Source organism: Arthrobacter sp. yr096 (genome assembly GCF_900108925.1).
In the GTDB taxonomy this organism is placed as follows: Bacteria; Actinomycetota; Actinomycetes; order Actinomycetales; family Micrococcaceae; genus Arthrobacter.
Genome location: NZ_FNYI01000016.1, coordinates 1 through 21899, shown reverse-complemented (window position 1 = coordinate 21899; position 21899 = coordinate 1). Strand labels below are relative to the sequence as shown.

The window sequence follows — 21899 nt, the reverse complement described above, 5'->3', positions numbered from 1 at the left end:
CCGGCCGGCCGTTTCTTCAGCCTCTCTGGCTGATGAGAACTACTGTGCCGGGCCGGAATCAAGAACCCATCCTGCAAATCCGCAACAGTTCCTCAGGAAAACCTCAAGACTTCTACCTGTCCGCACCTTTTACCTGTCCGTACCGTTTGCATGCCCACAGGAACCTTATGAAACACTTCTAGCTGCACGTGAACCGGCGATGAAAGGGCAAAGCAATGCCGATGTGGTTGCAGGCCCTGATGTGGGGAACACTGGCAGGCGGAGCCTTGGTCCTCGGAGCCGGAATCGCCTGGCTATGGAAAGTCCCACCCAAGATTGTGTCCACCGTGATGGCTTTCGGCGCCGGTGTGCTGATCTCTGCCCTTGCCTTCGAGCTGGTGGATGAAGCCGTCCAAGGCGGCGGGTTGATCCCCACCATTCTGGGCTTCCTTCTGGGTGCGCTGATCTTCGTGGGCTCCAATGTCCTGCTGGCCCGCGCCGGCGCCAAGCACCGGAAGCGTTCGTCCGGGCCGCAGCCCTCCGAGAAGGACTCCCCCGGCAGCGGAACTGCCATCGCCATAGGGGCGCTGATCGACGGCATCCCGGAGTCGGTTGTTTTGGGCGTCGGTCTCCTGGCCGGCGGGGCGGTCAGCCCAGCGATGCTCGCCGCCGTCTTCATCTCCAACGTTCCGGAGGGCCTTTCCAGCACGGCCGGCATGAAGAAGGCCGGCCGCAGTCCTGCGTATGTCTTTGGCACGTGGATCGGCATTGCCGTGTTCAGCGGACTGGCGGCACTGATCGGCTTCACCGCTTTGGAGAACGCGCCGGAAACCGTGATCGCCTTCATCACCGCCATCGCCGCGGGCGGAATTCTGGCCATGCTGGCCGACACGATGATTCCCGAGGCTTTCGAAGAGCACCACAACCTCACCGGCCTAACCGCCGCCGTCGGCTTCCTGAGCGCCTTCACCATCCACCACGTGGGCGGCTAGTGGGGCAGCAGCCCGAGCAAAGGTAAGGCGAGCGCCGTCGCACCTGCCATGGCCGCAGTGTTGCCAATAACCGGGTGAAAACCGGCGGGCAGGCGTGCGGAAACGGCCCTGGCAATCGGCGGCGCCAGCACCGCTCCCAGCACTGCTCCACCGATCATCCCGCTCCAGGATCCCCCGTAGGCGAGGACTGCTGCGGGCGCCACGGACACTACGGACGCGTACGTGGCCGCCCATCCCCCGCCGCTGTACCAACGCCGCCACAGCACCACGCCGATCCCTGATGTCAGCGCCTGGGCAAACAGTATGTGGGGCAGCAGCCGGGACCCATACGATGGCACCTCCGGGTTCAGAACGAAAGCCACCCCGACGGCCAGGATCACACAGAGGCCTGCGAGTTCGTTGGCGAAGAAATGCGTCTCAGTGAAGTCCTTGAGGACCCGGCACGCAGCCCAGGCCGCGTCGCTGGCGACGTTTCGATGAGCGCCCGACGACGGCCGGTCCCGTTGCGGGGAAGGCCTCGCCTCCCGCAGGACCAGCCACGGCAATCGCCTTGCGATGACGAACGCAACCGCTGAACCCACGGACATCGCGAGGACGTTCGCCACCACCGGAGGCAGGCCAAGGGGCGCAGACACGGTGGGGATGAACAGCAAAGCCAAGGGGGTAACAGTCCCTGCTCCCAGGACAGCCCCCGTGACGCAGTTCCTCCAACCAGGCCCGTAGAGAAGGACCATTGCCGGGGCCACGCACACGAAGGGCACGAACGTGGGCTGCCACCCGTCGTCGAGCATCCACCCGAACGCCAGGTTGGACAGCAGCAGACTCAACGACGCCGACGCCAGCACCCAAGGCCAAAGGCCGGTGCCATAGCTGAGCGAACCAGCCCACCGCGCACCCCGGCGGCCGGACCACCACGCCACCGCGGCCCCGGCCAGCAGGCCGAGTGCTGCAAGGTCCGATTTGAAGAACAAGGGCTCAGTCATGTCACCAAGGAACCAGCGGATGGCGGCCAACGGAGAGTCGGCGACGCCTTCCGGCCAGCCCGCGTCAACGGGGCCCATCCGCAGCGCATCCTGACCGACAATGTGCAGGAAAAGTGCGAAGACGCCAACGATCATCACCATGCCGAAAGCCCCCACGGCAGTGCCCACGGGGCCGTGGTGGAGCGGTGGTTCCGGCGGCCGGGTTACGGCCGGCGTGGTAGCTGAAGAGTGCGTCATTGGTAGCCCTTGGCGTGTGGTGTTGCCTAACGAGGAGCAGCGTAACTGTCCGCCCAACGCCCCTCACAACCGCGGTGTTACGGGGGATTTGTGACCGGGCCCCGGGCACCCAACCACGCCATCCGTCGTCGGGCCTTACCCGCAACGCTCACCCTTAGTGGGTGATCTTTCCACCCAATCCCTGCCCATCCAGCCCGGGCAGACCCCGTATGTCGCGGCCGAATCGAGAATGGTCTTGTGGTCCCGTGGGGGAACGGGGCCAGTGACGGAAGACGACGGTCCAGCCCCGGCCGAACGAACGATTGGAATGACGCCATGAACTTTTGGGAATCGTTGTGGAGCATCATTGTTGCTTTCTTCTTCATCGCGTATTTGATCCTTCTCTTCCACATCATTTCCGACCTCCTTCGCGACAAAACCCTGGGCGGCGGCGTCAAAGCATTGTGGATTCTGTGCCTGTTCGTAGCCCCTTACATTTCCGCGTTGATTTACGTGATCATGCGCGGGAAAGGCATGGCTTTACGCAGCGAAATGCGGATGCGCGAGTCGGTTGAAGAGACCGAAAAGTACATCAGGGGTGTGGCCGGAGCCCCCTCTCCCACCCAGCAAATCGAGGCTGCCAAGGCGCTCCTTGCTGCCGGAGATATCACTGAGGCCGAGTACGCCCGCCTGAAGGAACTCGCTCTGGCCTGATCCGGGCGACGGTCCGCCATCCACCTTCGGTCGAAAGGGACCGCATGACGCGATTGAAGGCATTCCCGCTGTTGGAAGGCGGACCGTTTAGATTCGGCCTCATAGCGGCGCTGGGCGTGCTGGTTGCCTTGGCCTTGGGTTCTGCAGTCATCACCCTGCGGTACTCGCTGACGTTGATCTTTGCGGCACTGTTCATCTCGTTGGGCCTCTACCCCCTGGTTCGCTGGCTGGAACGCAGGAAACTCTCACGGGCCGGTGCTGTACTCGCCGTAGCGGTCGGCTTTTTGGTGGTGGTGGTCCTGCTGATCCGGTTCATCGTGCCCATCCTGGTGGAGGAAGGTGCCACACTGGTCCAGTTGCTGCCGTCCAGTTTCGATGCGGTGGGTGACCAGCCATGGTTCCAGGAATTCAACGGATCGTTGGGCGGAGCACTGACCCCTTTGCTTGAATGGCTGGAAACCTCGGCCGCCGACCCCAACGTGTGGCTCGCTATTGGCGGCGGCGCTGTGCAGGTGGGCTACAACGTGGTGAACGGCACCTTCGCAGTGGTGTTCGTAGTTGTCCTGACGCTGTATTTCGTGGCAGGGCATGAGGCCATGAAGTCCAGCCTCTACGCACTGGTCCCGGCATCCCGCAGGGAGTCATTCGCGGACATCTCCGAAACGATCATTGCGTCCGTCGGCAAATACCTCAGCGGAATGTCCATTCTTGCTTTGTTCAATGCAATCTTCACCTTCATTCTGCTGTCTCTTGCCGGAGTCAGGTACGCCGCAGTGCTCGCAGTCCTCGCGTTCCCCATTACCCTCATTCCGTTGGTGGGCAGCGCGATCAGCACGGCCATCATGACGGTGGTCTCCCTTTTCACATCGCCCACCACGGCGTTGGTGGTATTCCTCGTGATGCTGGCCTACATGCAGGTAGAGGCGTACGTGTTGACGCCACGGGTGGTGGGGAAAGCAATCAGCATCCCCGGATCCCTGGTCCTCATCGGCGCTATGGTGGGCGGGACGCTCCTGGGACTGTTGGGGGCGCTGATTGCGTGCCCCACCACGGCCTCGATTCTGCTGATCATCAAAAAAGTGGTCATTCCGCAGCAGAACGCCAAGTAGCGCGGCATGCCAGGACCAATGCTCGACGCCGATGCCGTCGCCTTGATCTTGTTGGCGCTCCACATTGTGCTGGGATCCCTTGCAGCCGTGATGGTCTCGGCCAACCGCCGCCCGTCCTCCGCCATTGCCTGGGTGCTGGCCATCATCTTCATTCCGTACTTGGGAATGGTGGCGTTTCTGCTGGTAGGCCGCGGCAAGTTACCCAAGGCCCGGCGGGAAAAGCAGCGCGCCGTCAACGAACTTATCCTCGGACGCACGCCAGGCCTCTCAGCTGTTAGCCACAGTGACGACTGGCCCGCCTGGCTGCGTTCCGCCGTCGAACTTAATCTCAGGCTGGGCGCTCTGCCCATGGTGGGCGGCAACCGGGCCGAGTTGCTGGAGGACTACAACGGAAGCTTCGACCGGATGATTGCGGACATCGATGCCGCCGAAGAGTACGTGCATGTGGAGTTCTATATTCTTGCGTTGGACCCCACAACAACCCCCTTCTTCGATGCCATGGCAAGGGCTTGCGGACGGGGAGTGGTGGTGAGGGTCCTCTTCGACCACCTCGCAGCAGTGGGCGACCCCACGTACCGGGACATGCTGCGGGCTTTCGCTGAGATGGGAGCCGAATGGCACGCCATGCTGCCCTTGCGTCCCTTCAAAGGCCAGTGGCAACGCCCGGATCTGCGCAATCACCGCAAACTGGTGGTGGTTGACGGCAGGGTGGGCTACACGGGTTCGCAGAACCTCATCGACGCGTCCTACAACAAGAAGCGCAACATTCGGCGTGGCCTCCAGTGGCACGAGTTGATGGTGCGTTTGGAAGGTCCGGCCGTACGGGAGCTCAACGCCGTCTTCGTCACCGACTGGTACAGCGAATCCCAGGTCCTGCTGCCCCTGGATACCTCTCCGGTGGTTCTGGGCTCGGCACCCGAACTCATTGACGCCCAAGTGCTGCCCAGCGGCCCCAGCTTCGACAACGACAACAACCTGAAGCTGTACACCACGCTCATCTACAAGGCCGAACACCGGGTCAGCATCACCAGCCCCTACTTTGTGCCCGACGAGGCCATCCAGTTGGCGATCATCACTGCCGCTTCACGGGGCCTCAGCGTTGAACTCTTCGTGTCAGAGGTTGGCGACCAGGCCATGGTCTATCACGCGCAACGTTCCTACTACGAGGTCCTGCTGCGCGCCGGCGTCCGCATCTACTTGTACAAGGCTCCGCAAGTGCTGCATGCCAAGCATTTCACCGTGGACTACGACGTCGCGGTCATCGGCTCAAGCAACATGGATGTCCGCTCGTTCAGCCTCAACATGGAGGTCTCGGTGCTGGTTCACGGCCGGTCAATTGTGGACCAGATGCGCGAGGTTGAAGACCGGTACCGGGCAGCCAGCAGGGAGCTGCTGCTGGAGGACTGGCTGCGCCGGCCCGTGGGACAGGTGGCCTTGGATAACCTTGCCCGGCTGACCTCATCGCTTCAATAGAATTCTCCAATAGCACGGATGGGTTAAGTCAGTCGTCCAGCTGCAGATACCAGGTCACACCGGCGCTGATGCCCCGGCCCAACAGCAGCGAGAACGCGATGGCAATGACAACGGCGAACTCCGTGGACAAACCCGGCAAGAGCCCCGACAAGGCGCCGATCCCCACTGAGTACGCGGACCACAGGATGCCAGCCGCCACGGAGTAGAGGACGAACCTCCCCCTCGGCACGGGGGTGATGGCACTGGCGACGTTCATGGTCAGCCGCCCCAGCGGAACAAAGCGGGACGTCAGGACCCACGATGCTGCGTGCTTGGACAAGCGCTCCCGGGAGGCGTGCAGAGCCTTCTGCGTGCGGGGTCCGCGGAGCATCTTCCAATTTGCCATGTCCCGGCGCCGGACCAGTTCATAGGCCCCCAGGTCCCCGGCCACCGCACCGGCAAGCATGGCGGCTACCAACAGGAAGCCGTTGGGAAGGCCGTCCGTGGCTGCAAGTGCCCCCAAGGCCACAAACAGGGACGTTGTGGGGATGGGCGGAAATATCGCGGACAATGCGACAAAAATGGCCCCCAGTGGGTAGACCCATCCGGATTCAGCGGCACTCATGATGTCCTTGAAAGCTTGCACGGTGAACCCCCTCTCCGGGCGTCGTCCAAGCGTCTCTCGGCGGCCACCACCATCCTTACGCCGGATAGTCGCCGCACGGATCGCCTGTACCGGGTGAATCCTCGATGCCCCGCCCCTACACTAAAGGGGTGGACGACCAAGGTGGTACCCGCCCGGACCTCTTGAGCCCCCAGCTAATTGCGGTCCCCAGGCCGCCCTTGGACCTGCTGGCTCGATCCCGACTTGTGGCCAAGCTCCATGCCGCAACAGACGCAGTCCTTCTCTGCGCGCCCGCCGGATACGGCAAGACGGTGCTCCTCAGCCAATGGCTTCATGGCCGGAAGCACAACGTCGCGTGGCTCACTGCCGATGGCCACCACAAGGCGGAACTTTGGCCGGCAATCCTCCACGCGCTTCACCGCTGCCCCGCCATCCCGCCCGGCACACTGAGCCTGTTCTCCGGAGCCGAGGACAACGCCCCGGACGTCCTGGAACTGCTGGCCGAGCAACTCAATGGCGCCGGAAGCAGCATCCGGCTGGTGATCGACGGCGTGGACAACTTCTCCCACCATGAACGTGATCGCTGGATTCCAGGGCTGCTGAACCAAGCAGGGCTGCCTATCCAGTTAATACTGGCCACCCGGAGCAACGCCGCTGTTGATCCCGGGCGTGCCCGGCTCAACGGCCGCATCGTGGAACTGCACTCGAGCGACCTCGCGTTCTCGCTGGACGAGCTCAACGCCCTCGCGGCAAGGACCCTCACGCTGCTGGGAACGCATCAACTGGGCGAGCTGTTCAAACAAACCGCGGGTTGGCCTGCCGCAGTGGTCCTTGCCCTCCGCTCGCTGCGCGCCTCGGCTGATCCCCGCACTCCCCTGGGGGACCTTGCCGCCAATAACAGGGAGCTCGCCGAATACCTGGACCACGAGATTCTCCGCACCCTGTCGCACGAGCAGCACAACGTGCTTTCCAGCATCAGCGTGTGCCGCACAGTGGTGGCCGCGCAAGCCCACGCTCTCTCCGGCCACCGGAATGCCGGCAGCATCCTCTCCTGCCTTGCCGACGACTGCGATCTGGTGGAGTCTGCCGGCAATGGACGCACTGCATTCCTGGTCCGCCCCTTGATCCGGGCGCACTTCCGCGCCGAACTGGCCCGGAAGGACCCCGATGAGCTGATTCGCCTGAACCGGATTGCAGCCCACTGGCACGAGGCCGCCGGCCAGCCCGAAGCTGCCCTCAGGCATGCCATGGACTCAGGAGACAACCAGCTCATCGGAACAATTCTTGAACAGCACGGGGCCGCGCTCCTTGGCACCGGCGGAGTCCAACGGGTCCGGCGGGCCATCACCATGCTGCCTGAATCCGTTCTGGCAGCGAGTCCCCGGCTCTGTGTGGTTGCCGCCTTGGCCCATGTGGAAAGCCGACAACCCACCACTGCTACCCGATACCTGGCGGCGGCCCACCGCAATTGGTCCAACGATGCACCGTCCGATCTGCGTGAGCTGCGCGCCTTGGCTGAAGCCCGCCTTTCCTGGTTCAGCGGAGGCTGGGAAACACAGGACCCGCAGGCCGCCGTCGACGACGCAGCCCTTCCCCTCTCCGGGCAAAGCGAAATGCGGATCGAAGCGAGGATGGTCTCGGTGACAGCCGCCCTCGCGGAAGGGCAGTACGGAACCGCTGAGCAGGAGGCCACGGCAGCCCTGATCGACGCCTCCGAGGCCGGCAACACATACCTGGCCGGCAAGGCGTACCTCAAACTGGCCGCTACATCTTCCCTGCAGGGCCAACTGCGCCGAGCCAATGAATACCTGCGCCAGGCGGAGGAGAAATTGCCTGCGCACGTGTGGACATCAGGAGCAGGACGATCCGTGGGCGCCCTGATGCATGCGTCTTCCGCGCTGCTCGGAGCCGAACCGGCAGCGGCATTAACGTTCGCTGCAGAGGGGACGGCTGAGCTCGGCCAGCTAGGGTCCTCCCCCAAAGGAGTGGGTGCCACCATGCGTGCCACCCTGGAGCTGATCACCGCCTGTGCGCATCTGGACACCGGGGACAGGCGCCACGCTTTGGACGGCATGCGGCAGGCCAGGCTCCGCATCGGGCGGGACAACCTCTTCGCCCGACCCATGGCGGCCTGCATCGCCGTCGTTGAGCACACCGCTGCTCTGGGACTCGGCCACGCAGAGCGGGCTCGCGAGGTGTTGGAATGGGCAGAGGAACGGCTTCCCGGAACAGGTGAACTGTGCCTGTTGCGCGCGCAAGGCCCGGCAGGAATCAGCCGGTTCGAGGCAGCCACGGACCGGCTCCGGCCACTGCACGCAGGCCCAGCCATGCCCGTGCTGGAGTGGACGTGGCTCCACGTGGCCGTCCTGGAATGCTCCATGGCCATCCGCACGGGCCGGCGGACCTTGGCCGGCAAGATCCTTGACGAGGCCCTGCTCAAGGCTGACGAATTGGGAGTGATCCGCCCCTTGGCCATCGCTCCCCAGGAAGTGATCGATCTCCTGATGGAACGTGCGGGAACCCACGGACCGCAGGAAGCCCTCGCCCAGCGGCTGATTGCCTTAAGGCGGCCCGACGACGCCCGGCGAGCGCCGTCGTTGACGCCCCGGGAACGCGAGGTGCTCACCCTGCTTCCCTCACATTTGTCCCAGGACCAGATGGCCTCGGAACTTCACTTGTCCGTGAACACCGTCAAGACGCACATCCGCATCATCTACTCCAAGCTCGGGGCAGGGTCCCGGCATGACGCCGTAGCAGCGGCCTATAAGTTTGGTCACCTGCCTTAGCCGTGACCTCGGTAAACGCCCATCACTCACCTGATTGGGGTGACCCTGCGGCCTGAACCCGGATCTAGTCTGAAAGCATGCTGGCAAATGATCCTGCGCATTGCCGAAGGCACCCATGACGGACGTCTCCATCACATTGCTGGTGCTGGTGATGGTGATCGCCGCATTCGTTTGGAACCGCCTGCCCGTGGAAGTTGTGGCACTCGGAGCAGCCCTGGCTCTTTATGGAACCGGCATTGTGGGCTTGGAGGATACGTTTGCCGGTTTCGGGAGCGGAACCGTGGTGTTGATCGCAGCGCTCTTCGTGGTGGCGGAAGCCATCGATGCAGCGGGTGTCACCACGTGGCTGGGAAGTTTGCTCATCAGGTTTTCGGGGACGAGCCGCGCCCGGCTGATGGTGTTGATGATGGTCCTGACGGCTCTGCTGACCGCACTCATCAGCGTCAACGGAGCGGTTGCCGCGTTGTTGCCCATGGTGGTGGTGCTCGCTGTTCGCCTGGGCCGGCAGCCTTCCGAGCTGCTCATGCCCATGGCTTTCGCCGCGCATGCCGGCTCATTGCTGATCCTCACGGGGTCACCGGTGAACATCCTGATCCTCAACGCGGCCCTGGAAACCACCGGAACCGGGATTGGGTTCTTTGAGTTCGGTTTGGTGGGCTTGCCTCTGCTTGCGGGCACCATCGGGCTGACTCTCTGGTTGGGCCCGTCCCTGTTGCCCAACCGGACTCCGGAGGCGCTGCCAAAGGACCTGGGCTCCCACGGCCGGACGCTGATGACCCATTACCTGGGAGACGACCGACTCAGCCGGCTCACTATCCCGGCCGGTTCCGGCCTGGTGGGCCAGCCCGTTGACTGCATCCACAATGATGACGACGGCGGTCACCTCCACCTCATCAGCGTGCAGCAGCGCGACGGTAAACCCGCCACCAGTACTGTTTTCGAGGCAGGCAACGATGTTGTGGTGCGGGGAGGCCAACCGCTGATCGATGCTTTTGCCGTGAAGCACGGCCTCACACAGGACGACGACGCCACTTGCGGACTCATCAGCAGCAGCTATGGCGTTGCCGAGGTTGTGGTCGCACCCCGTTCAAACCTGGTGGGCACGGAGGCTTACCCCGGTATGGTCACGGCCAGCGGCACGCTGGTGGTCCTGGCCCATCAGCATCCCGGGGAACAGGAAAGTACCGGGCGCTCACCCATTACCGCCGGAGACAGGCTGCTCCTTCAGGGAACGTGGTCGGCACTGGATCAGCACACCGTGGATCACAACGTCTTGCTGGTGGACTCACCGGACACCATTCGCCGGCAGACTGTTCCGTTGGGGCCGCGGGCAACCCCCGCGCTGATCGTCGTCGGAATCATGGTCATCCTGTTGGCCACCAACCTGGTGCCGGCGCCAGTGGCCGCATTACTGGCCGCGTTGGCCATGGTGGTGCTGCGGGTAGTGACTGTGCAGCAGGCGCACCGTTCCATGGCCTGGACCACGCTCATTCTGGTGGCGGGAATGATTCCGGTGTCCACGGCGATCACCTCAACCGGCACAGCCGAGATCCTTGCCGAGGGCATGGTGTCAGTAGTGGGGAACTCCGGCCCCCTGCTGTTGATGGTGGGAATCTTCGTGGTCACGGCCGTCCTGGGACAACTGATCAGCAATACTGCAACGGCTCTGATCATCATCCCGATTGCCTTGTCGGTGGCGCAGGAATCTTCGATCAACCCCTACGCCGTGCTGATGTGTGTCTCCGTCGCATCCTCTGCTGCCCTGCTCACGCCGGTGGCCACGCCAGCGAACATGATGATCATGCAACCGGCAGGCTACCGCTTTGGCGACTACTGGCAGTTTGGTCTGGTCATCATGGCGCTCTACGCAGCCGTAGCCATCCTGTTGGTACCGGTGTTCTGGCCACTCCACACCTAGGACCCCGCAGAACTTAGGCACACGAGATCGGAGATTCTCCCACGACACAACCGCGCACACCGTTCCGACAACCCCGTAGTGAGGTATTCAAGCGCCCGTTCCCAAGAGCGGGCCCAGCACAACAGGAGCAAGACATGGCCAGTGACCACACCACCACAGCCACACCACCAACCGTCAAAGCCGCCTCCTGGCTGCCTTTGATCGTGGTGGTCCTCACGCAGATCCAGGCATCATTCGCCGTCAACGCATTGACGGTGTCAATGCAGGGCATCACCACGGACCTGGACACGGCAGCAACATCCGTGGGAACGGCCATCACCGCCGGCACGTTTTCAATGGCGGCGTTCATCCTGTTGGGGGCAAAGGTTGGCGCCCGGTTCGGAACACGCAAGGTGTTCCAAATCGCCGTCGCCATCCATGCAGCTGCCATGGCAGGAGTGGCCCTGAGCCTCAGCCCCGCGATGCTCTTCATCGCCCAGGCATCCTCCGGCGCAGTCATCGCGCTGATTGCGCCTGCACTCACGGTTTTCATCGCCACCAATTACAAGGACCAGCAGCAAGCCAAAGCCATCGGCCTCCTGGCGGCAGCCATCCCCGCGGCGGGCGTCCTGGCCCTGCTGATTGCCGGGTGGTTCGCCACCACCATCGGCTGGCGCTACTCGTTCGGGCTGATGGTGGTCCTCGGTGCCATCAACCTCTTGCTCAGTTTCAAGCTCAAGTCCGTCCCTGCCCAACCCCAGTTGAAGATCGACTGGACCGGCGCCATCATCGCCGCAGTTGCCATCATCCTGCTGAGCTTCGGCTTCAGTGGCCTGTCCGCCTGGGGAACCTGGTTCGCCACGGACCAGGCCCCCTTCGACATCCTTGGCCTCTCACCGGCACCGCTCCTGATCCTCCTGGGCGCCATTGCCGGCCAGGTGTTCTTCATGTGGGTGCGGAAGCGCCAGGACGCCAAGCTGCCCCGCATCTTTGATCTCAGGGTGCTGGCTTCCAGTTCGGAACTCGCCGTCACGGCGTGCATGGCCACCATGCTGTTCGTAGGTACGGCTGCCAACTTCCTGATCCCGCTCTACATGCAGATCGTGCAGGGCCGGTCCAGCCTCGAGACCTCCTTTGCGATCATCCCGTACACCCTGTCCATCTTCCTCGCCAGCACCTTCGTGGCCTTCCTCTATGACAGGTTCCCGCCACGGACCATCGCCCAAGCCGGATTCGTGGTGGTGGCCGGTGCGCTGGTCCTGCTCGCTTTCACTATCCGCAACGACTGGGGACAGCTCTTTGTGGTGCTGGGATTGATCCTGCTGGGACTCGGTCAGGGCGCCATTGTTGCCCTGGTGTTCAACACGCTCCTCAGTGCAGTTCCCCGCGAGTTGGCCGGCGACGTGGGAGCCTGGCGCGGGCTGGTGCACAATCTCTCCGGCAGCGTCGGCATCGCGGTGGCGAGTGCGTTCGCCGTCGGAATGCTGTCCTCACTGATCGCCAGCGGAGCCGCCGCGCACCCGGAAGTCTCCCCGGAACTGATATCCAAAGTGAGCATCAACGACGCCGACTTCATGACCAACGCGCAAGTCGAAGCGGCCATCGGAGACCGGGTGAGCAGCCCCTCCGAGCTGGCGGCCGCTACCGAGGTCAACGCGGAAGCCCGGTTGCGGGCCCTACAGATATCCCTCCTTGGGTTGTCGGGACTTGCCCTGCTGGCCATCGTTCCGGCGGGTCGAATGCCTGGCCGGATGAAGGGTGACCTCCCTGAGCAGCTGGAACCGGACGATCCTGATGCGATCCCCGATCCCACGGCAGCCCCAACCATCACGGTTCCAACCACTACAGCGGTTCCAACCTCCACAGAACAGGCAAAACGGTGAGCCACGATCCCTACAAACTGATCCCGGAAGGTTTCACAGCTGTCCCGTCCCTTGACCAGGCCGAAACCGAGCTGCGATTCGTGGACGGCTTCGATCAGCTGGAGGCAATCGGCGTCCTGGTCTCCTCGGAAGGTGACGTTCCGGCATCCATCGGCCTGAACCGGGAAACCCTGGAACGTGCCGGCTTCGACGGCAAACCCGGCGCAACCCTGCAGTTGCCGAACGCCTCCGGAACGTTGGTGGTAGCTGTTGGCGGCGGGAAACCCGGCACGCTGGATGCCGACGGTTGGCGTAAGGCAGCCGCGGCCCTTGTTCGTGCCACCAAGCGGCACTCCCGGATTGGCTTCGAGCTCCCGGACACCGCAGGCATGGACGCCGGGCGCTTGGGCCAGGTATTGGCCGAGGGCGTACTCCTGGCGCGGTACGGCTACGACTCACTCAAGAGCAAAGCCACGGATTCCCCCTTGGCCGAAGTGCAGTTCCTGGCCCCTGGCGTGGACAGGGCCGACGCAAGCCGCGGCCTGGCCACCGGCCGGGTGAAGGTACGGGCCACCACCATCGCCCGGGACCTGTGCAACGCGCCACCCAGCCACTTGACCGCCGTCGGGCTTGGTGAAGTGGCGAAGGACCTGGGTGAACGGTTCGGTTTTGGAGTTGAGGAGTTCAACAAGGAGCAGCTCATCGAGCTCCGTTGCGGTGGCCTCCTGGGCGTCAACGCCGGAAGTGCCCAGGAGCCCCGGATGATCAAACTCAGCTATCGGCCGGAGGGAGCCCCCAGCGGTCATCTTGGCTTGGTGGGCAAGGGAATCATGTATGACTCCGGCGGCGTCAGCCTCAAGCCCAGCGACCCCATGCACCTGCTCATGAAAATGGACATGGGCGGCGCAGCGGCGGTCCTGGCCGTGTTCACGGCGCTCCGGGATCTGGGCTGCCAGGCAGCCGTCACCGGATTCCTGATGTGCACGGACAACATGCCCTCGGGCTCGGCCTACAAGTTGGGAGATGTCCTCACCACCCGCAGCGGGCTCACCATCGAGGTCAAGAATACCGACGCCGAGGGCCGGCTTGTGATGTGCGATGCCCTGACGCTGGCCATCGAGGACCAGGTGGACGGGATCGTTGACATCGCCACGCTCACCGGCAACGCACTCTTGTCCTTAGGCCAGCTCACCGCCCCGGTATTCGGGAACGAACAGCGCCTGGTGGACCGCGTGCTGGAGTCGGGAGCCCGTGCCGACGAGCAGCTGTGGCAGTTGCCCTTGGAACGTGCCTACCGCCCTCAGCTGGACTCGGATGTAGCGGACATTTCCAACCTGGGAGGTCCCTACGCAGGGGCCACCACTGCCGCCCTGTTCCTGGCCGAGTTCGTCGGCGACACCCCCTGGGCCCACATCGACATTGCGGGAACCATGCAATCGGACAAGGACGATGTGTGGCGAAGCAAGGGAGCTACAGGGTTCGGTGCCCGCCTGCTGATTGACCTGGCGTTGGGATACTCGGCCGATTAACCGGGAACCGGTTCTGAGCACGAAAAAGGCCCTGACGCATCAGCGTCAGGGCCTTTTTGGCGTTGGGCAGTTATGCCTTCTTGCGGGTAAGCAGTCCCCAGATGATCAGGACGATCAGGGCGCCACCGATGGCCAGCAGCCAGGTGGAAAGCGACCAGAACTCGCTGATGCCCACGTTGAACAGAGCACTGCCGATCCAGCCACCCAGGAGTGCGCCAACGACGCCCAGGAGCAGCGTAGCGATCCAGCCCCCGCCCTGCTTGCCAGGCTTAATGGCCTTGGCGATGGCGCCAGCAATCAAGCCCAAAACAATCCAACCGATGATTCCCATTTGTCATTCTCTCTTTCGTAACGAGGTCCCAGTTCGGCAGGTATCTTCCTTGCCTCTATCGACCTGATTGTTGGCTACCAGCTGAGCCGTCGGAGCATACCGACGGTCTGGCTGGCAGACGGCCTGCCGGCCGGGTTGGGGTCGGTCATGGCATGAAGCACCATGGACCAGCGACGCCGCACCGTGCCGGGAATTCGTGGTTCGCCAAGTGTCCTGGCCACCATTGACTCCAGCGGAGCACCAGGGAACGCTTTGGTTCCGGTCAAGCACTCCAGAGCAACCAGCCCCAGCGAATAGATATCGCTTGCAGACGTGGATTCTCCGCCGCACACTTCCTCGGGACTCAGGTAATGAGGAGTCCCGGACGAGGAGTTCGGGGCAGCCTGGCGTCCGTTGATGGCAATGCCGAAGTCAGTCAGTTTTGCGATGCCGGGACCCTTCGGATCAGCAGCAAAATCCACCAGGATGTTGCCGGGCTTGATGTCGTTATGGACTACGCCCCTGCGATGCAGGTGCGTCAATGCACGCGCAATCCCCGTCATCCATGCCACCGTCTGGACCTCGGAAGCAGGAGCCTGCTGCAGGATCCACCGCAGGTCCTTGCCCTCCACCAGATCCATGACCAGATAGTTACGGCGCGCGTCGTGTTCTCCCTCGAGTTCTTCGCGCCGGAGCTGCACGCCACTGGAACCGAGCACACGGACGATGTTCTTATGCCGGAGGCGACTATGGATCTTCATCTCCCGGTCATAAGGAGCATCGTCACAAGTCCTGAAGATCTTCACCGCCACGGACGTGCCGGTTTCCAGGTCCAAAGCCTCGTTGACGTTGGCCTCGGATCCTCCGCCCAACGGGGCACCCAGGCGGTAACGTCCACCCAACACGATCTGCGCCTCGTCCACGCCGCGATCAGCACACTCTGCTCCGCGATCGGCGCGGACGGCAGGGGTGTCAAGCAACGTCATCGGAGGAGGGCTTCAATGTCGGCGGAAGGTACCCCGGCTACCTCGGCAAGTGCACCCGGTTCAGCTCCTGCCTGAACTGCCTTCCTGAAGGCCAGCTGCAGGGTGTTCTGGGCAATGGCCAGCTCGTGTTGAAGGCTTTGCCGGCGGAGGGCCGCTATCCAGACGCCACTCACTGGATCTACGGCGTCGATGTCCATCCGGAAGCCGCAACCGCAAGCCCATTCGGGCCAGATGGGCTCCACAGAGACCCACTTCATGGAATCGTAGGTGGGCCCTGCGGAGATCGCCATGTTGGCACCGCAGTGCATCGGGCCCATAGGCATTACCTGGTCCGTGTGTCCTTCCACGGCGGTCTCAACCACTGGTGTGGAGTCTGGTTCACGCAGGGCGACAGTCATCGTCGTCTTCTCTCACATCTAGATGGATAAGTAGCTTGGCTATCTAGTTATATGTGTACTTACTAAATAAGTCCAACTGAGATCAGGTCGCCATGCCATCAATCGCCCTCCGCATGCGCCTCAGGAAGTCCACCACCGCGGCGGAATCCTGCTCGCTGAGAGTGCCCGCAACCTCCATCATGCGGGCGTGCATATCGCCCAAAGTGCCGCGGACTTCCTGGTCCGAACCTGCGCTGGGGCGGAGGATCAGGGCGCGCCGATCCGTCGGGTGCGGCTCTCTGGTCACGTACCCCGAGCGCACCAGGCGGTCCACCAGCGAGGTGATGGATGCCGACGTCAACCCCAGCCGCACCGCCAATTCTTTCGGACCCACGTCCCGGCCGGCCTGCTCCGCTTCAAGCAGGTATCGGAGCGCGAGCAGGTCGGTCTCACCCATTCCCATGGACGCCCGGGTCCGACGCCGCATCTCGGCCTCCGCCGTACGATAGTCCCTCAGTGCGTTCAGGACATCCACGGCGCCCATTCGCTTGCGACTTTCCAGCCCATACCAATAGCCCTGACGATCGCCGTTATCGTTCATAACCAATCCTTTGGTAGACATGTATCTCGCTTGTCTAACCAATTGATCCTAGGCGCTAAGGCGCGGGTTCGCAGACCCGGGCCTGCCTAGGCCAAGGTGCGCGTGGTCCGGATCCGCCGCCACACTCCCGGAGCCACTACCACTGCAACACCGATCGCAGCACCAATGACGGTCTCCACGATGCGGTCCCGCAGGAGCAAACCCGGGTCAACCGGCGCGGCAAGCAGCGTGGCGATCAACGCCAGCGGAGTCACGAAAACCTGAGCCACAAAGTACTGGCGGGCAATGAACATCTCCGCCCCGAACTGGCACGCGGCGATGACCAGGACCATGGCCCACGGCGCCGGATTGAGCCACAGGATTCCGGCCAAAAGCACCAACCCGATCACTGTTCCGGCGATTCTTTGGATACCGCGGCTCACCCTATGACGCGTGGAATGACCCACCAGAGGGACTACCGCCGCCACCATCGCCCAATACGTGTGCCCAAAGCCCAGCCGCTCCCCCACCAGGGTGGCAATGGTGCCGGCCAGGCCCGCTGCCACCAGGTAGCCGCCACCTTCCAGCCAAATGGCCCGGCGCTCGGCAGTGGTGTGGCGGATGCGCGGTGGCCGCTTCCAAGGTGTCCGGTGGCTCTTGAATATGCGCGAGGACATCCCAATAAGCAGGCAGAAAACGGTGGTCAGGACCGATACCAACATGGCCTCCCAGAGGGGCGGCTGGGCGGCGATGGAAGCGATGGCAGCGAAGGCAAAAATATGAAAGAGAGAGCCGCCAGGCCGGAGCCGCCACGCAGCAACCACTACGGAGCAACCACCGGCCACCACAGTGGTAGCCGCGGTCAAAAGCCACGAATATGCGGCGCCTTCCAAGCCCCAGGACTGTGCAACCCGCGCCATGAGAGTGGCAAGCAGGATCACCAAAAGCATGAAGCCGCCAGCACGAAGTTGACTGCGGAAACGGACACTATGCGGCTCGTTGCGGCCATAGATTCCGGTAAACGCCCCAAATGAAGCAAACACCGCCAGATCCAGCCTGCCCAGCAACGTGAGGGTAATCAGCGGAACAAAAACACCAACGGCGCAGCGGAGGGCGGGATGGTGGTCCTTGTTTCCAGGACCCATCGTGAACAGTTCCGCTACAGCCTTCAAGGGGCGGCTCGCCTTTCGTCGCAGGATCAAACGTCCGACGGCGGCACTGGCGTCCGCTCCCAAGATTACGCTCCGACCGCCGCGCTACTCCCGAATTGCGCACAGATAGTGCCCCTCATCACGATTGGGGGCACTATCCGTGTGCACTGTCCCGACACAAACTGCGGGCTTAGAACCTCGAGGTTGTGGCGCTGGTGAACTTGGCGGTGGAGAGCGCGTTGCCGGCAATATCCGTCAGCCCGGATGCCGGAGTAAAGGCAGCGTTGTCTGCGCTCTGCGTTGACGAGATCGGGTTGCCTGACACCAGCGCACCCAGGGTGATGGTGATGGTCTTGGCCGTGGGGTTCCACTCCAGCACCGATGCATTGGTGCTGGTTCCCCGGTATGTGAGCGTTTGCGAGGTGTAGTTGCCTCCAAGATCCACGGTGCCCAGTTTGAGGGTGGAGCAGCCAGTGGCAGTAACGCTGAGGACGTCTGCCGACGTGACCGAGACAGTCACCTGGTTGTCGCCGTCAAGTGTTTGTGTGGTGGTGTCATCGGTCCAAGCAGTGCACATCTTGCTCGCGTCCAGGGCTTCGGAGAAGGTCAGTGTCACCGTGTCGTCACGTTCGATTCTGCCAATCAGGCTCCCACCGTTGCTGAGCTGCACGTTGGTGACCGTTGGAACGGTGGTGTCCTTGACGGATGTCGCTGTTCCGGGGATCCCCGTGTTTCCGGCCGCATCGGTTGCTCGGGCGGAGTAGGTGATTGTTCCGGCGTTGAACGTGGTCAGATTCAGTGTGGTGGCGGACCACGCTCCGGATCCATTCGCTGTGCGGGTCTGGGTGACGGTGTGTGCGGCACCGGCGTCCGTTACCGTCAACACCACAGTGGAGTTGGCTTCTGCCGTGCCGGAGACGGGGACGTTGGACACGTTGCCGGTGGTCACGTAAGCCGGTGCGGTGACAACAGGAGCGCCGGGGGCGGTGGCATCCACCACTGAGCCAGTGCTTCGGAGGCTTTCAGTCCCTTGCCACAAGGAAAGCATCGGTGTGACCGCGTAGTACCACGTGCCGCTTGGCGCCGTATCCGTGCAGCTCAGCACAACCACAGTGCCGGTGCACGTTCCGGCCGCCGGGATCCTGGTGCCGCCCGTGGCGGAAGCATAGCGGGCGATGCTGTACCCGGTGGCAGACCTGCCTGCCGTCGTCGTGCTTGCCGTCCAGGTGACCGTCACGCTGCCGGCAAGGCCGACGACGGCACCCGGCTTGGCGCCCTGGTTGACGGTGTCCGCCTTGGCCGCCGCGAAGTTGCTGGTGCTTACCGTGCTCCAGAACGCGCTGGCGGCCGGCCCTCCCCAGGTGACCAGGAGAATGCCCACCACGATCACCACGATGCGGTTCCAACGTCCCATGGTGACGGACGGGGCGGGATGCCGACCCTCGGACGTGCGACGCCGGTTCACTTGCGGGCCTCCAAGGCGACGGGGATGCGGAATTGGGCGCCCTGACAGGCCGAGAGCGATTCGGTGCTCATACTCGCTGCCCCTGGGAGCGTCAGCAGGATGGAGGAGTTCGGCTGGATGGTAACCGGCGGGCTGATCGGAACGGGCGGCGGAGTGAAGGTCACTCCTGTGGTGGTGCAGCCGGCATGGGCCGCGTCCGCCGTGATAGCTCCGTTGGCCGTCAATCCGTAGATGGTGACGGCATGGGCGTTGGGGTTGGTGGCCCTGAGGATCACATCGGCCGTACCGCCGGGAACAAGGGTGTTTTGCGGAGCGTCCCCCGCAATCAGAGCGTCCACAAGGACTGCCTGCATGGTCCCGTTGCTTGCCGAACCTGCGCCGATGCCGGTGCTCGTCCAGTACGCGTAAGCAGAGCCCGCGCCGCCCAGGATGCAGAGCGCCACGGTGGCAGCCGCTGTCCGGGCGAGTCGGCCTGTGCGGGGAGTACGCGGAGTCCGGTGGGTCGTGTTCATGTCAGCTCGCCTGTCCCGTCCCGGAGAAGGTGAGTTCCAGGGTGGCGCCCTTGCAGCCGTCCTGGAGCTGCAGGGTGTCCAACATGCTGATGCGGGGCCAAGCCAGCTGCGGAAGCCCCAAAGCGGACAACGAGGTTGATCCTGGCTTGATGTCGATGGGGTAGCTGCCGGTGAATTGGGTGACGTTGTAATCCGCGCTGCTGCAAGGGAGCCCGGCCGCCACGGCCGCGGGCGTTCGAACCACGTTGCTGATGGACGCGGACAACTGGGTCACCGTGATGTTTTTGTTCTCCGGGTTGGAGATCTGCAGGTCCAAAGGGAGGGACAGCCCTGGCGCCAACGGACCCTGCAAGGAACCGGAGACGCCAAAGTTTCGCTTCACTTCCTTCACCTGCAACTGCGCCTTCGCGGCGTTGGACTGAATGCTGCCGCTGGTGCCCGTCACCGTGATCTCGGATTTCCCGGCGGGCGTGGTGGGACTCGTGCTGAGGGTCAACGTCACCTTCGCCGAGCTCCCGGAGGAGAGGACCAGCGACGACGGCCGCCATGCCGCCGTCGTACCCGACGGCAGCCCCGTTGCAGAGAAGGCGACCGACCCGGAAAAGCCCCCACTCGAGGAGACCGTGGCCTCGAACGCTGCCGACTGGCCTTGATCCAGGCTGCGGCTTGATGGCGAGAGGGCCAGCAAAATACCCACCGTTTCTTTGGCTCCGGCGGCCTTCCCTGCGCCCGGCCCTCCGCTGGCACCCAGGGATGCCACTGACGCCAGGACAACCAACAACGTGAGGAGCGCAGCCTTGACCGCCGTTCCCGCACCACCCAACGGCATCCGCATGCGTACTGGATGGGGTTGCATGGAGCCTCTTTTCGGACGGGCGCTTCTGGGCGGGAGAAAGCTTCACGCCGGGGACCACCACTCGCACAGTGGCCCCCGGCAAGGTGGCACTACTGGCTGGCGACGTTGACGGTGACGATCGCTGACTTGCAGGCGTCCTGGTTGACCGTGCCGCTGTCGTTGAACTTCAGTGTTCCGCTGCCCACTGAGGTGCCCGTGGTGTTGGCGGCGACCAACGTGTTGGTGGTGACCGCGGTGACGTCGAACCAGGCGGGGAGACAGCCGGCCACGTTGGTGGTCACGTTCGCGCTGAGGGCACCCACCACGGTGCCCGACGTCGTGGAATTGTCGGCGGTGTACGCGACAGCAACCTGGTTGCCCGGGGCGAGTCCGCCGGCAAAGGTGGCGTGAAGCGTGACCGTTCCGCCGCCGGCCGAGTTCGTAGCCGAGCCACTGCCGGAGCCCGTGGTGGTCCAGTAGGCGTAGGCAGCGCCGCCGCCGACAGCCACCAAGGCCACGCCAGCAACCGCTGCTGTGATCCGGCTCTTCTTCGAAAGTTTGCGCATGGTAAGACTCCTTGGTTGATCGATGTACCGGGGAGCCGCAGCGCAACCCCCAGCATCCGTCCGTTGCTGGCGGATGAAGCGATGCCCCCAATGGTTCAACCAGCGGAGGAGCCGTGGCTACTCTTGGATGTACGCCTCTTTTGCGTCCGACCAAGGGGTCGGAAATACGCCTTTCGGGCACCGGAGTACTCAGTTTTCAGGGTCCGACCACTTGGATGTGAGGCGGTTCAACCGGCTGGGCGCGGCTCCGTGTACTCACTGTGGGATCGCTGCCACACGGGCCGAATTAACGCTGCCCACCACGCTTGTTCGTGGGGCCTGCGCAAACATTGTGCTCTTCTTGAGCCAAAACTGCGCTGGCGTTCGATGATGACGGAGTCATGACGTGGGCACCGCGGTTGAAGGCACCGCGCTGCACGGCACGACGGCGGCCGGTCGCCCTGTGGAGGCAACCGACCGCCGTCGTGGTTGGAGTCTGGCGTGCTTAAGGGCGCGCGGAGCGGGTGTGGGGTGGTTGTTAGCTGTGGGCGGCCAGGATGGTGGAGGCTTCCTGGCGGGTGGAGCCGGAGGACTCGATGTGGGCCAGGGCGGCGGGGATTTCCCAGCCCTTCTTGCGCATCGCGGTGGCCCAGAGCCGGCCGGCCCGGTAGGAGGAACGGACCAGGGGTCCGGACATGACGCCGAGGAAGCCGATCTCCTGGGCCTCGTTTTGGAGGTCCACGAACTCCTGGGGCTTGACCCACCGGTCCACCGGGAGGTGCCGTTCGGACGGGCGCAGGTACTGGGTGATGGTGATCAGGTCACACCCGGCAGCGTGCAGGTCCCGCAGTGCTTCGGAGATTTCCTCGCGGGTCTCGCCCATGCCCAGGATCAGGTTGGACTTGGTCACCATGCCCAGGTCCCGGCCCTGGGTAATGACGTCCAGGGAGCGCTCGTACCGGAACGCCGGACGGATCCGCTTGAAAATCCTGGG

19 protein-coding genes and 1 pseudogene are annotated in these 21899 nt (G+C 63.6%); 8 read left to right on the top strand and 12 right to left on the bottom strand.

The genetic code is table 11. From position 1 onward, the window contains the following. Positions 1-215: 215 nt before the first annotated feature. The gene (locus BMY91_RS22670) at positions 216-971 is read left to right on the top strand and encodes a ZIP family metal transporter (protein WP_090826380.1); all 756 of its coding nucleotides are present in this window, start codon (positions 216-218) and stop codon (positions 969-971) included. Here the strand turns inward: BMY91_RS22670 and BMY91_RS22665 are convergent. Continuing rightward, positions 968-2191 (bottom strand): hypothetical protein, encoded by a 1224-nt coding sequence (locus tag BMY91_RS22665; RefSeq protein WP_090826377.1) that lies wholly within the window; start codon positions 2189-2191, stop codon positions 968-970. The genes BMY91_RS22670 and BMY91_RS22665 overlap by 4 nt on opposite strands. 315 nt (positions 2192-2506) lie before the next feature. Here BMY91_RS22665 and BMY91_RS22660 point away from each other — a divergent pair, with 315 nt between their 5' ends. The 3 genes from BMY91_RS22660 to cls are packed head-to-tail and all read left to right on the top strand — an operon-like array spanning position 2507 to position 5466. Next, positions 2507-2884: an SHOCT domain-containing protein gene (locus tag BMY91_RS22660; protein ID WP_090826371.1), complete on the top strand. Its 378-nt coding sequence runs from the start codon at positions 2507-2509 to the stop codon at positions 2882-2884. Between the two features lie 44 nt (positions 2885-2928). Continuing rightward, positions 2929-3993 (top strand): AI-2E family transporter, encoded by a 1065-nt coding sequence (locus BMY91_RS22655; RefSeq protein WP_090826368.1) that lies wholly within the window; start codon positions 2929-2931, stop codon positions 3991-3993. Positions 3994-3999: 6 nt separating this feature from the next. Beyond that, on the top strand, positions 4000-5466 hold the full coding sequence (cls, locus tag BMY91_RS22650) for a cardiolipin synthase (protein ID WP_090826365.1): 1467 nt from the start codon (positions 4000-4002) through the stop codon (positions 5464-5466). A gap of 28 nt (positions 5467-5494) precedes the next feature. Here the strand turns inward: cls and BMY91_RS22645 are convergent, their stop codons facing one another. Continuing rightward, the gene (locus tag BMY91_RS22645) at positions 5495-6091 is read right to left on the bottom strand and encodes a DedA family protein (protein WP_254780031.1); all 597 of its coding nucleotides are present in this window, start codon (positions 6089-6091) and stop codon (positions 5495-5497) included. Between the two features lie 128 nt (positions 6092-6219). Here BMY91_RS22645 and BMY91_RS22640 point away from each other — a divergent pair, with 128 nt between their 5' ends. The 4 genes from BMY91_RS22640 to BMY91_RS22625 all read left to right on the top strand — a co-directional run bounded on the left by BMY91_RS22640 (position 6220) and on the right by BMY91_RS22625 (position 14144). After that, positions 6220-8856 carry a LuxR C-terminal-related transcriptional regulator gene (locus tag BMY91_RS22640; RefSeq protein ID WP_090826386.1) on the top strand — a complete coding sequence of 879 codons (2637 nt, stop codon included), beginning with the start codon at positions 6220-6222 and terminating at the stop codon, positions 8854-8856. Between the two features lie 115 nt (positions 8857-8971). Further along, on the top strand, positions 8972-10774 hold the full coding sequence (locus BMY91_RS22635) for an SLC13 family permease (protein WP_090826363.1): 1803 nt from the start codon (positions 8972-8974) through the stop codon (positions 10772-10774). A gap of 134 nt (positions 10775-10908) precedes the next feature. Next, positions 10909-12636, top strand: a complete 1728-nt coding sequence (locus BMY91_RS22630) for an MFS transporter (protein WP_090826360.1) — start codon at positions 10909-10911, stop codon at positions 12634-12636. Beyond that, on the top strand, positions 12633-14144 hold the full coding sequence (locus BMY91_RS22625; protein ID WP_090826357.1) for a leucyl aminopeptidase family protein: 1512 nt from the start codon (positions 12633-12635) through the stop codon (positions 14142-14144). The genes BMY91_RS22630 and BMY91_RS22625 overlap by 4 nt, the downstream gene beginning before the upstream one ends. Positions 14145-14214: 70 nt before the next feature. On the opposite strand, the gene BMY91_RS22620 is transcribed toward BMY91_RS22625, so the two are convergent. From BMY91_RS22620 to BMY91_RS22575, 10 genes and pseudogenes are all read right to left on the bottom strand, one after another. Next, positions 14215-14475, bottom strand: a complete 261-nt coding sequence (locus tag BMY91_RS22620; RefSeq protein WP_090826355.1) for a GlsB/YeaQ/YmgE family stress response membrane protein — start codon at positions 14473-14475, stop codon at positions 14215-14217. Between the two features lie 74 nt (positions 14476-14549). Then, positions 14550-15440, bottom strand: a complete 891-nt coding sequence (locus BMY91_RS22615) for a serine/threonine-protein kinase (protein ID WP_090826352.1) — start codon at positions 15438-15440, stop codon at positions 14550-14552. Next, a complete protein-coding gene (locus tag BMY91_RS22610; protein ID WP_090826349.1) occupies positions 15437-15838 on the bottom strand; it encodes a hypothetical protein in 402 nt (133 codons plus the stop codon). Before BMY91_RS22610 ends, BMY91_RS22615 begins: the two co-directional genes overlap by 4 nt. An 82-nt stretch (positions 15839-15920) precedes the next feature. Further along, on the bottom strand, positions 15921-16418 hold the full coding sequence (locus tag BMY91_RS22605) for a MarR family winged helix-turn-helix transcriptional regulator (protein ID WP_177179990.1): 498 nt from the start codon (positions 16416-16418) through the stop codon (positions 15921-15923). Between the two features lie 86 nt (positions 16419-16504). Then, complete coding sequence (locus BMY91_RS22600; RefSeq protein ID WP_175538823.1) at positions 16505-17569, bottom strand: FUSC family protein; 1065 nt, start codon at positions 17567-17569, stop codon at positions 16505-16507. Positions 17570-17738: 169 nt separating this feature from the next. Then, positions 17739-19013 carry a hypothetical protein gene (locus BMY91_RS22595; RefSeq protein WP_090826343.1) on the bottom strand — a complete coding sequence of 425 codons (1275 nt, stop codon included), beginning with the start codon at positions 19011-19013 and terminating at the stop codon, positions 17739-17741. Further along, positions 19010-19525, bottom strand: coding sequence for a hypothetical protein (locus BMY91_RS22590; RefSeq protein ID WP_090826341.1), 516 nt, complete (start codon positions 19523-19525; stop codon positions 19010-19012). Before BMY91_RS22590 ends, BMY91_RS22595 begins: the two co-directional genes overlap by 4 nt. A gap of 1 nt (position 19526) precedes the next feature. Continuing rightward, the gene (locus BMY91_RS22585) at positions 19527-20381 is read right to left on the bottom strand and encodes a hypothetical protein (RefSeq protein WP_254780029.1); all 855 of its coding nucleotides are present in this window, start codon (positions 20379-20381) and stop codon (positions 19527-19529) included. 89 nt (positions 20382-20470) lie between these two features. Then, positions 20471-20926, bottom strand: a complete 456-nt coding sequence (locus BMY91_RS22580) for a hypothetical protein (RefSeq protein ID WP_090826335.1) — start codon at positions 20924-20926, stop codon at positions 20471-20473. Between the two features lie 517 nt (positions 20927-21443). Beyond that, positions 21444-21899 (bottom strand): annotated as a pseudogene (locus tag BMY91_RS22575) (lipoyl synthase); the annotation flags it as partial.

Coding starts and splice junctions, on each gene's coding strand:
- BMY91_RS22610 (WP_090826349.1), bottom strand. CDS start 15,838: ATGACTGTCGCCCTGCGTGAACCAGACTCCACACCAGTGGTTGAGACC.
- cls (WP_090826365.1), top strand. CDS start 4,000: ATGCCAGGACCAATGCTCGACGCCGATGCCGTCGCCTTGATCTTGTTG.
- BMY91_RS22615 (WP_090826352.1), bottom strand. CDS start 15,440: ATGACGTTGCTTGACACCCCTGCCGTCCGCGCCGATCGCGGAGCAGAG.
- BMY91_RS22670 (WP_090826380.1), top strand. CDS start 216: ATGCCGATGTGGTTGCAGGCCCTGATGTGGGGAACACTGGCAGGCGGA.
- BMY91_RS22665 (WP_090826377.1), bottom strand. CDS start 2,191: ATGACGCACTCTTCAGCTACCACGCCGGCCGTAACCCGGCCGCCGGAA.
- BMY91_RS22630 (WP_090826360.1), top strand. CDS start 10,909: ATGGCCAGTGACCACACCACCACAGCCACACCACCAACCGTCAAAGCC.
- BMY91_RS22635 (WP_090826363.1), top strand. CDS start 8,972: ATGACGGACGTCTCCATCACATTGCTGGTGCTGGTGATGGTGATCGCC.
- BMY91_RS22605 (WP_177179990.1), bottom strand. CDS start 16,418: ATGAACGATAACGGCGATCGTCAGGGCTATTGGTATGGGCTGGAAAGT.
- BMY91_RS22585 (WP_254780029.1), bottom strand. CDS start 20,381: ATGCAACCCCATCCAGTACGCATGCGGATGCCGTTGGGTGGTGCGGGA.
- BMY91_RS22655 (WP_090826368.1), top strand. CDS start 2,929: ATGACGCGATTGAAGGCATTCCCGCTGTTGGAAGGCGGACCGTTTAGA.
- BMY91_RS22590 (WP_090826341.1), bottom strand. CDS start 19,525: ATGAACACGACCCACCGGACTCCGCGTACTCCCCGCACAGGCCGACTC.
- BMY91_RS22660 (WP_090826371.1), top strand. CDS start 2,507: ATGAACTTTTGGGAATCGTTGTGGAGCATCATTGTTGCTTTCTTCTTC.
- BMY91_RS22620 (WP_090826355.1), bottom strand. CDS start 14,475: ATGGGAATCATCGGTTGGATTGTTTTGGGCTTGATTGCTGGCGCCATC.
- BMY91_RS22580 (WP_090826335.1), bottom strand. CDS start 20,926: ATGCGCAAACTTTCGAAGAAGAGCCGGATCACAGCAGCGGTTGCTGGC.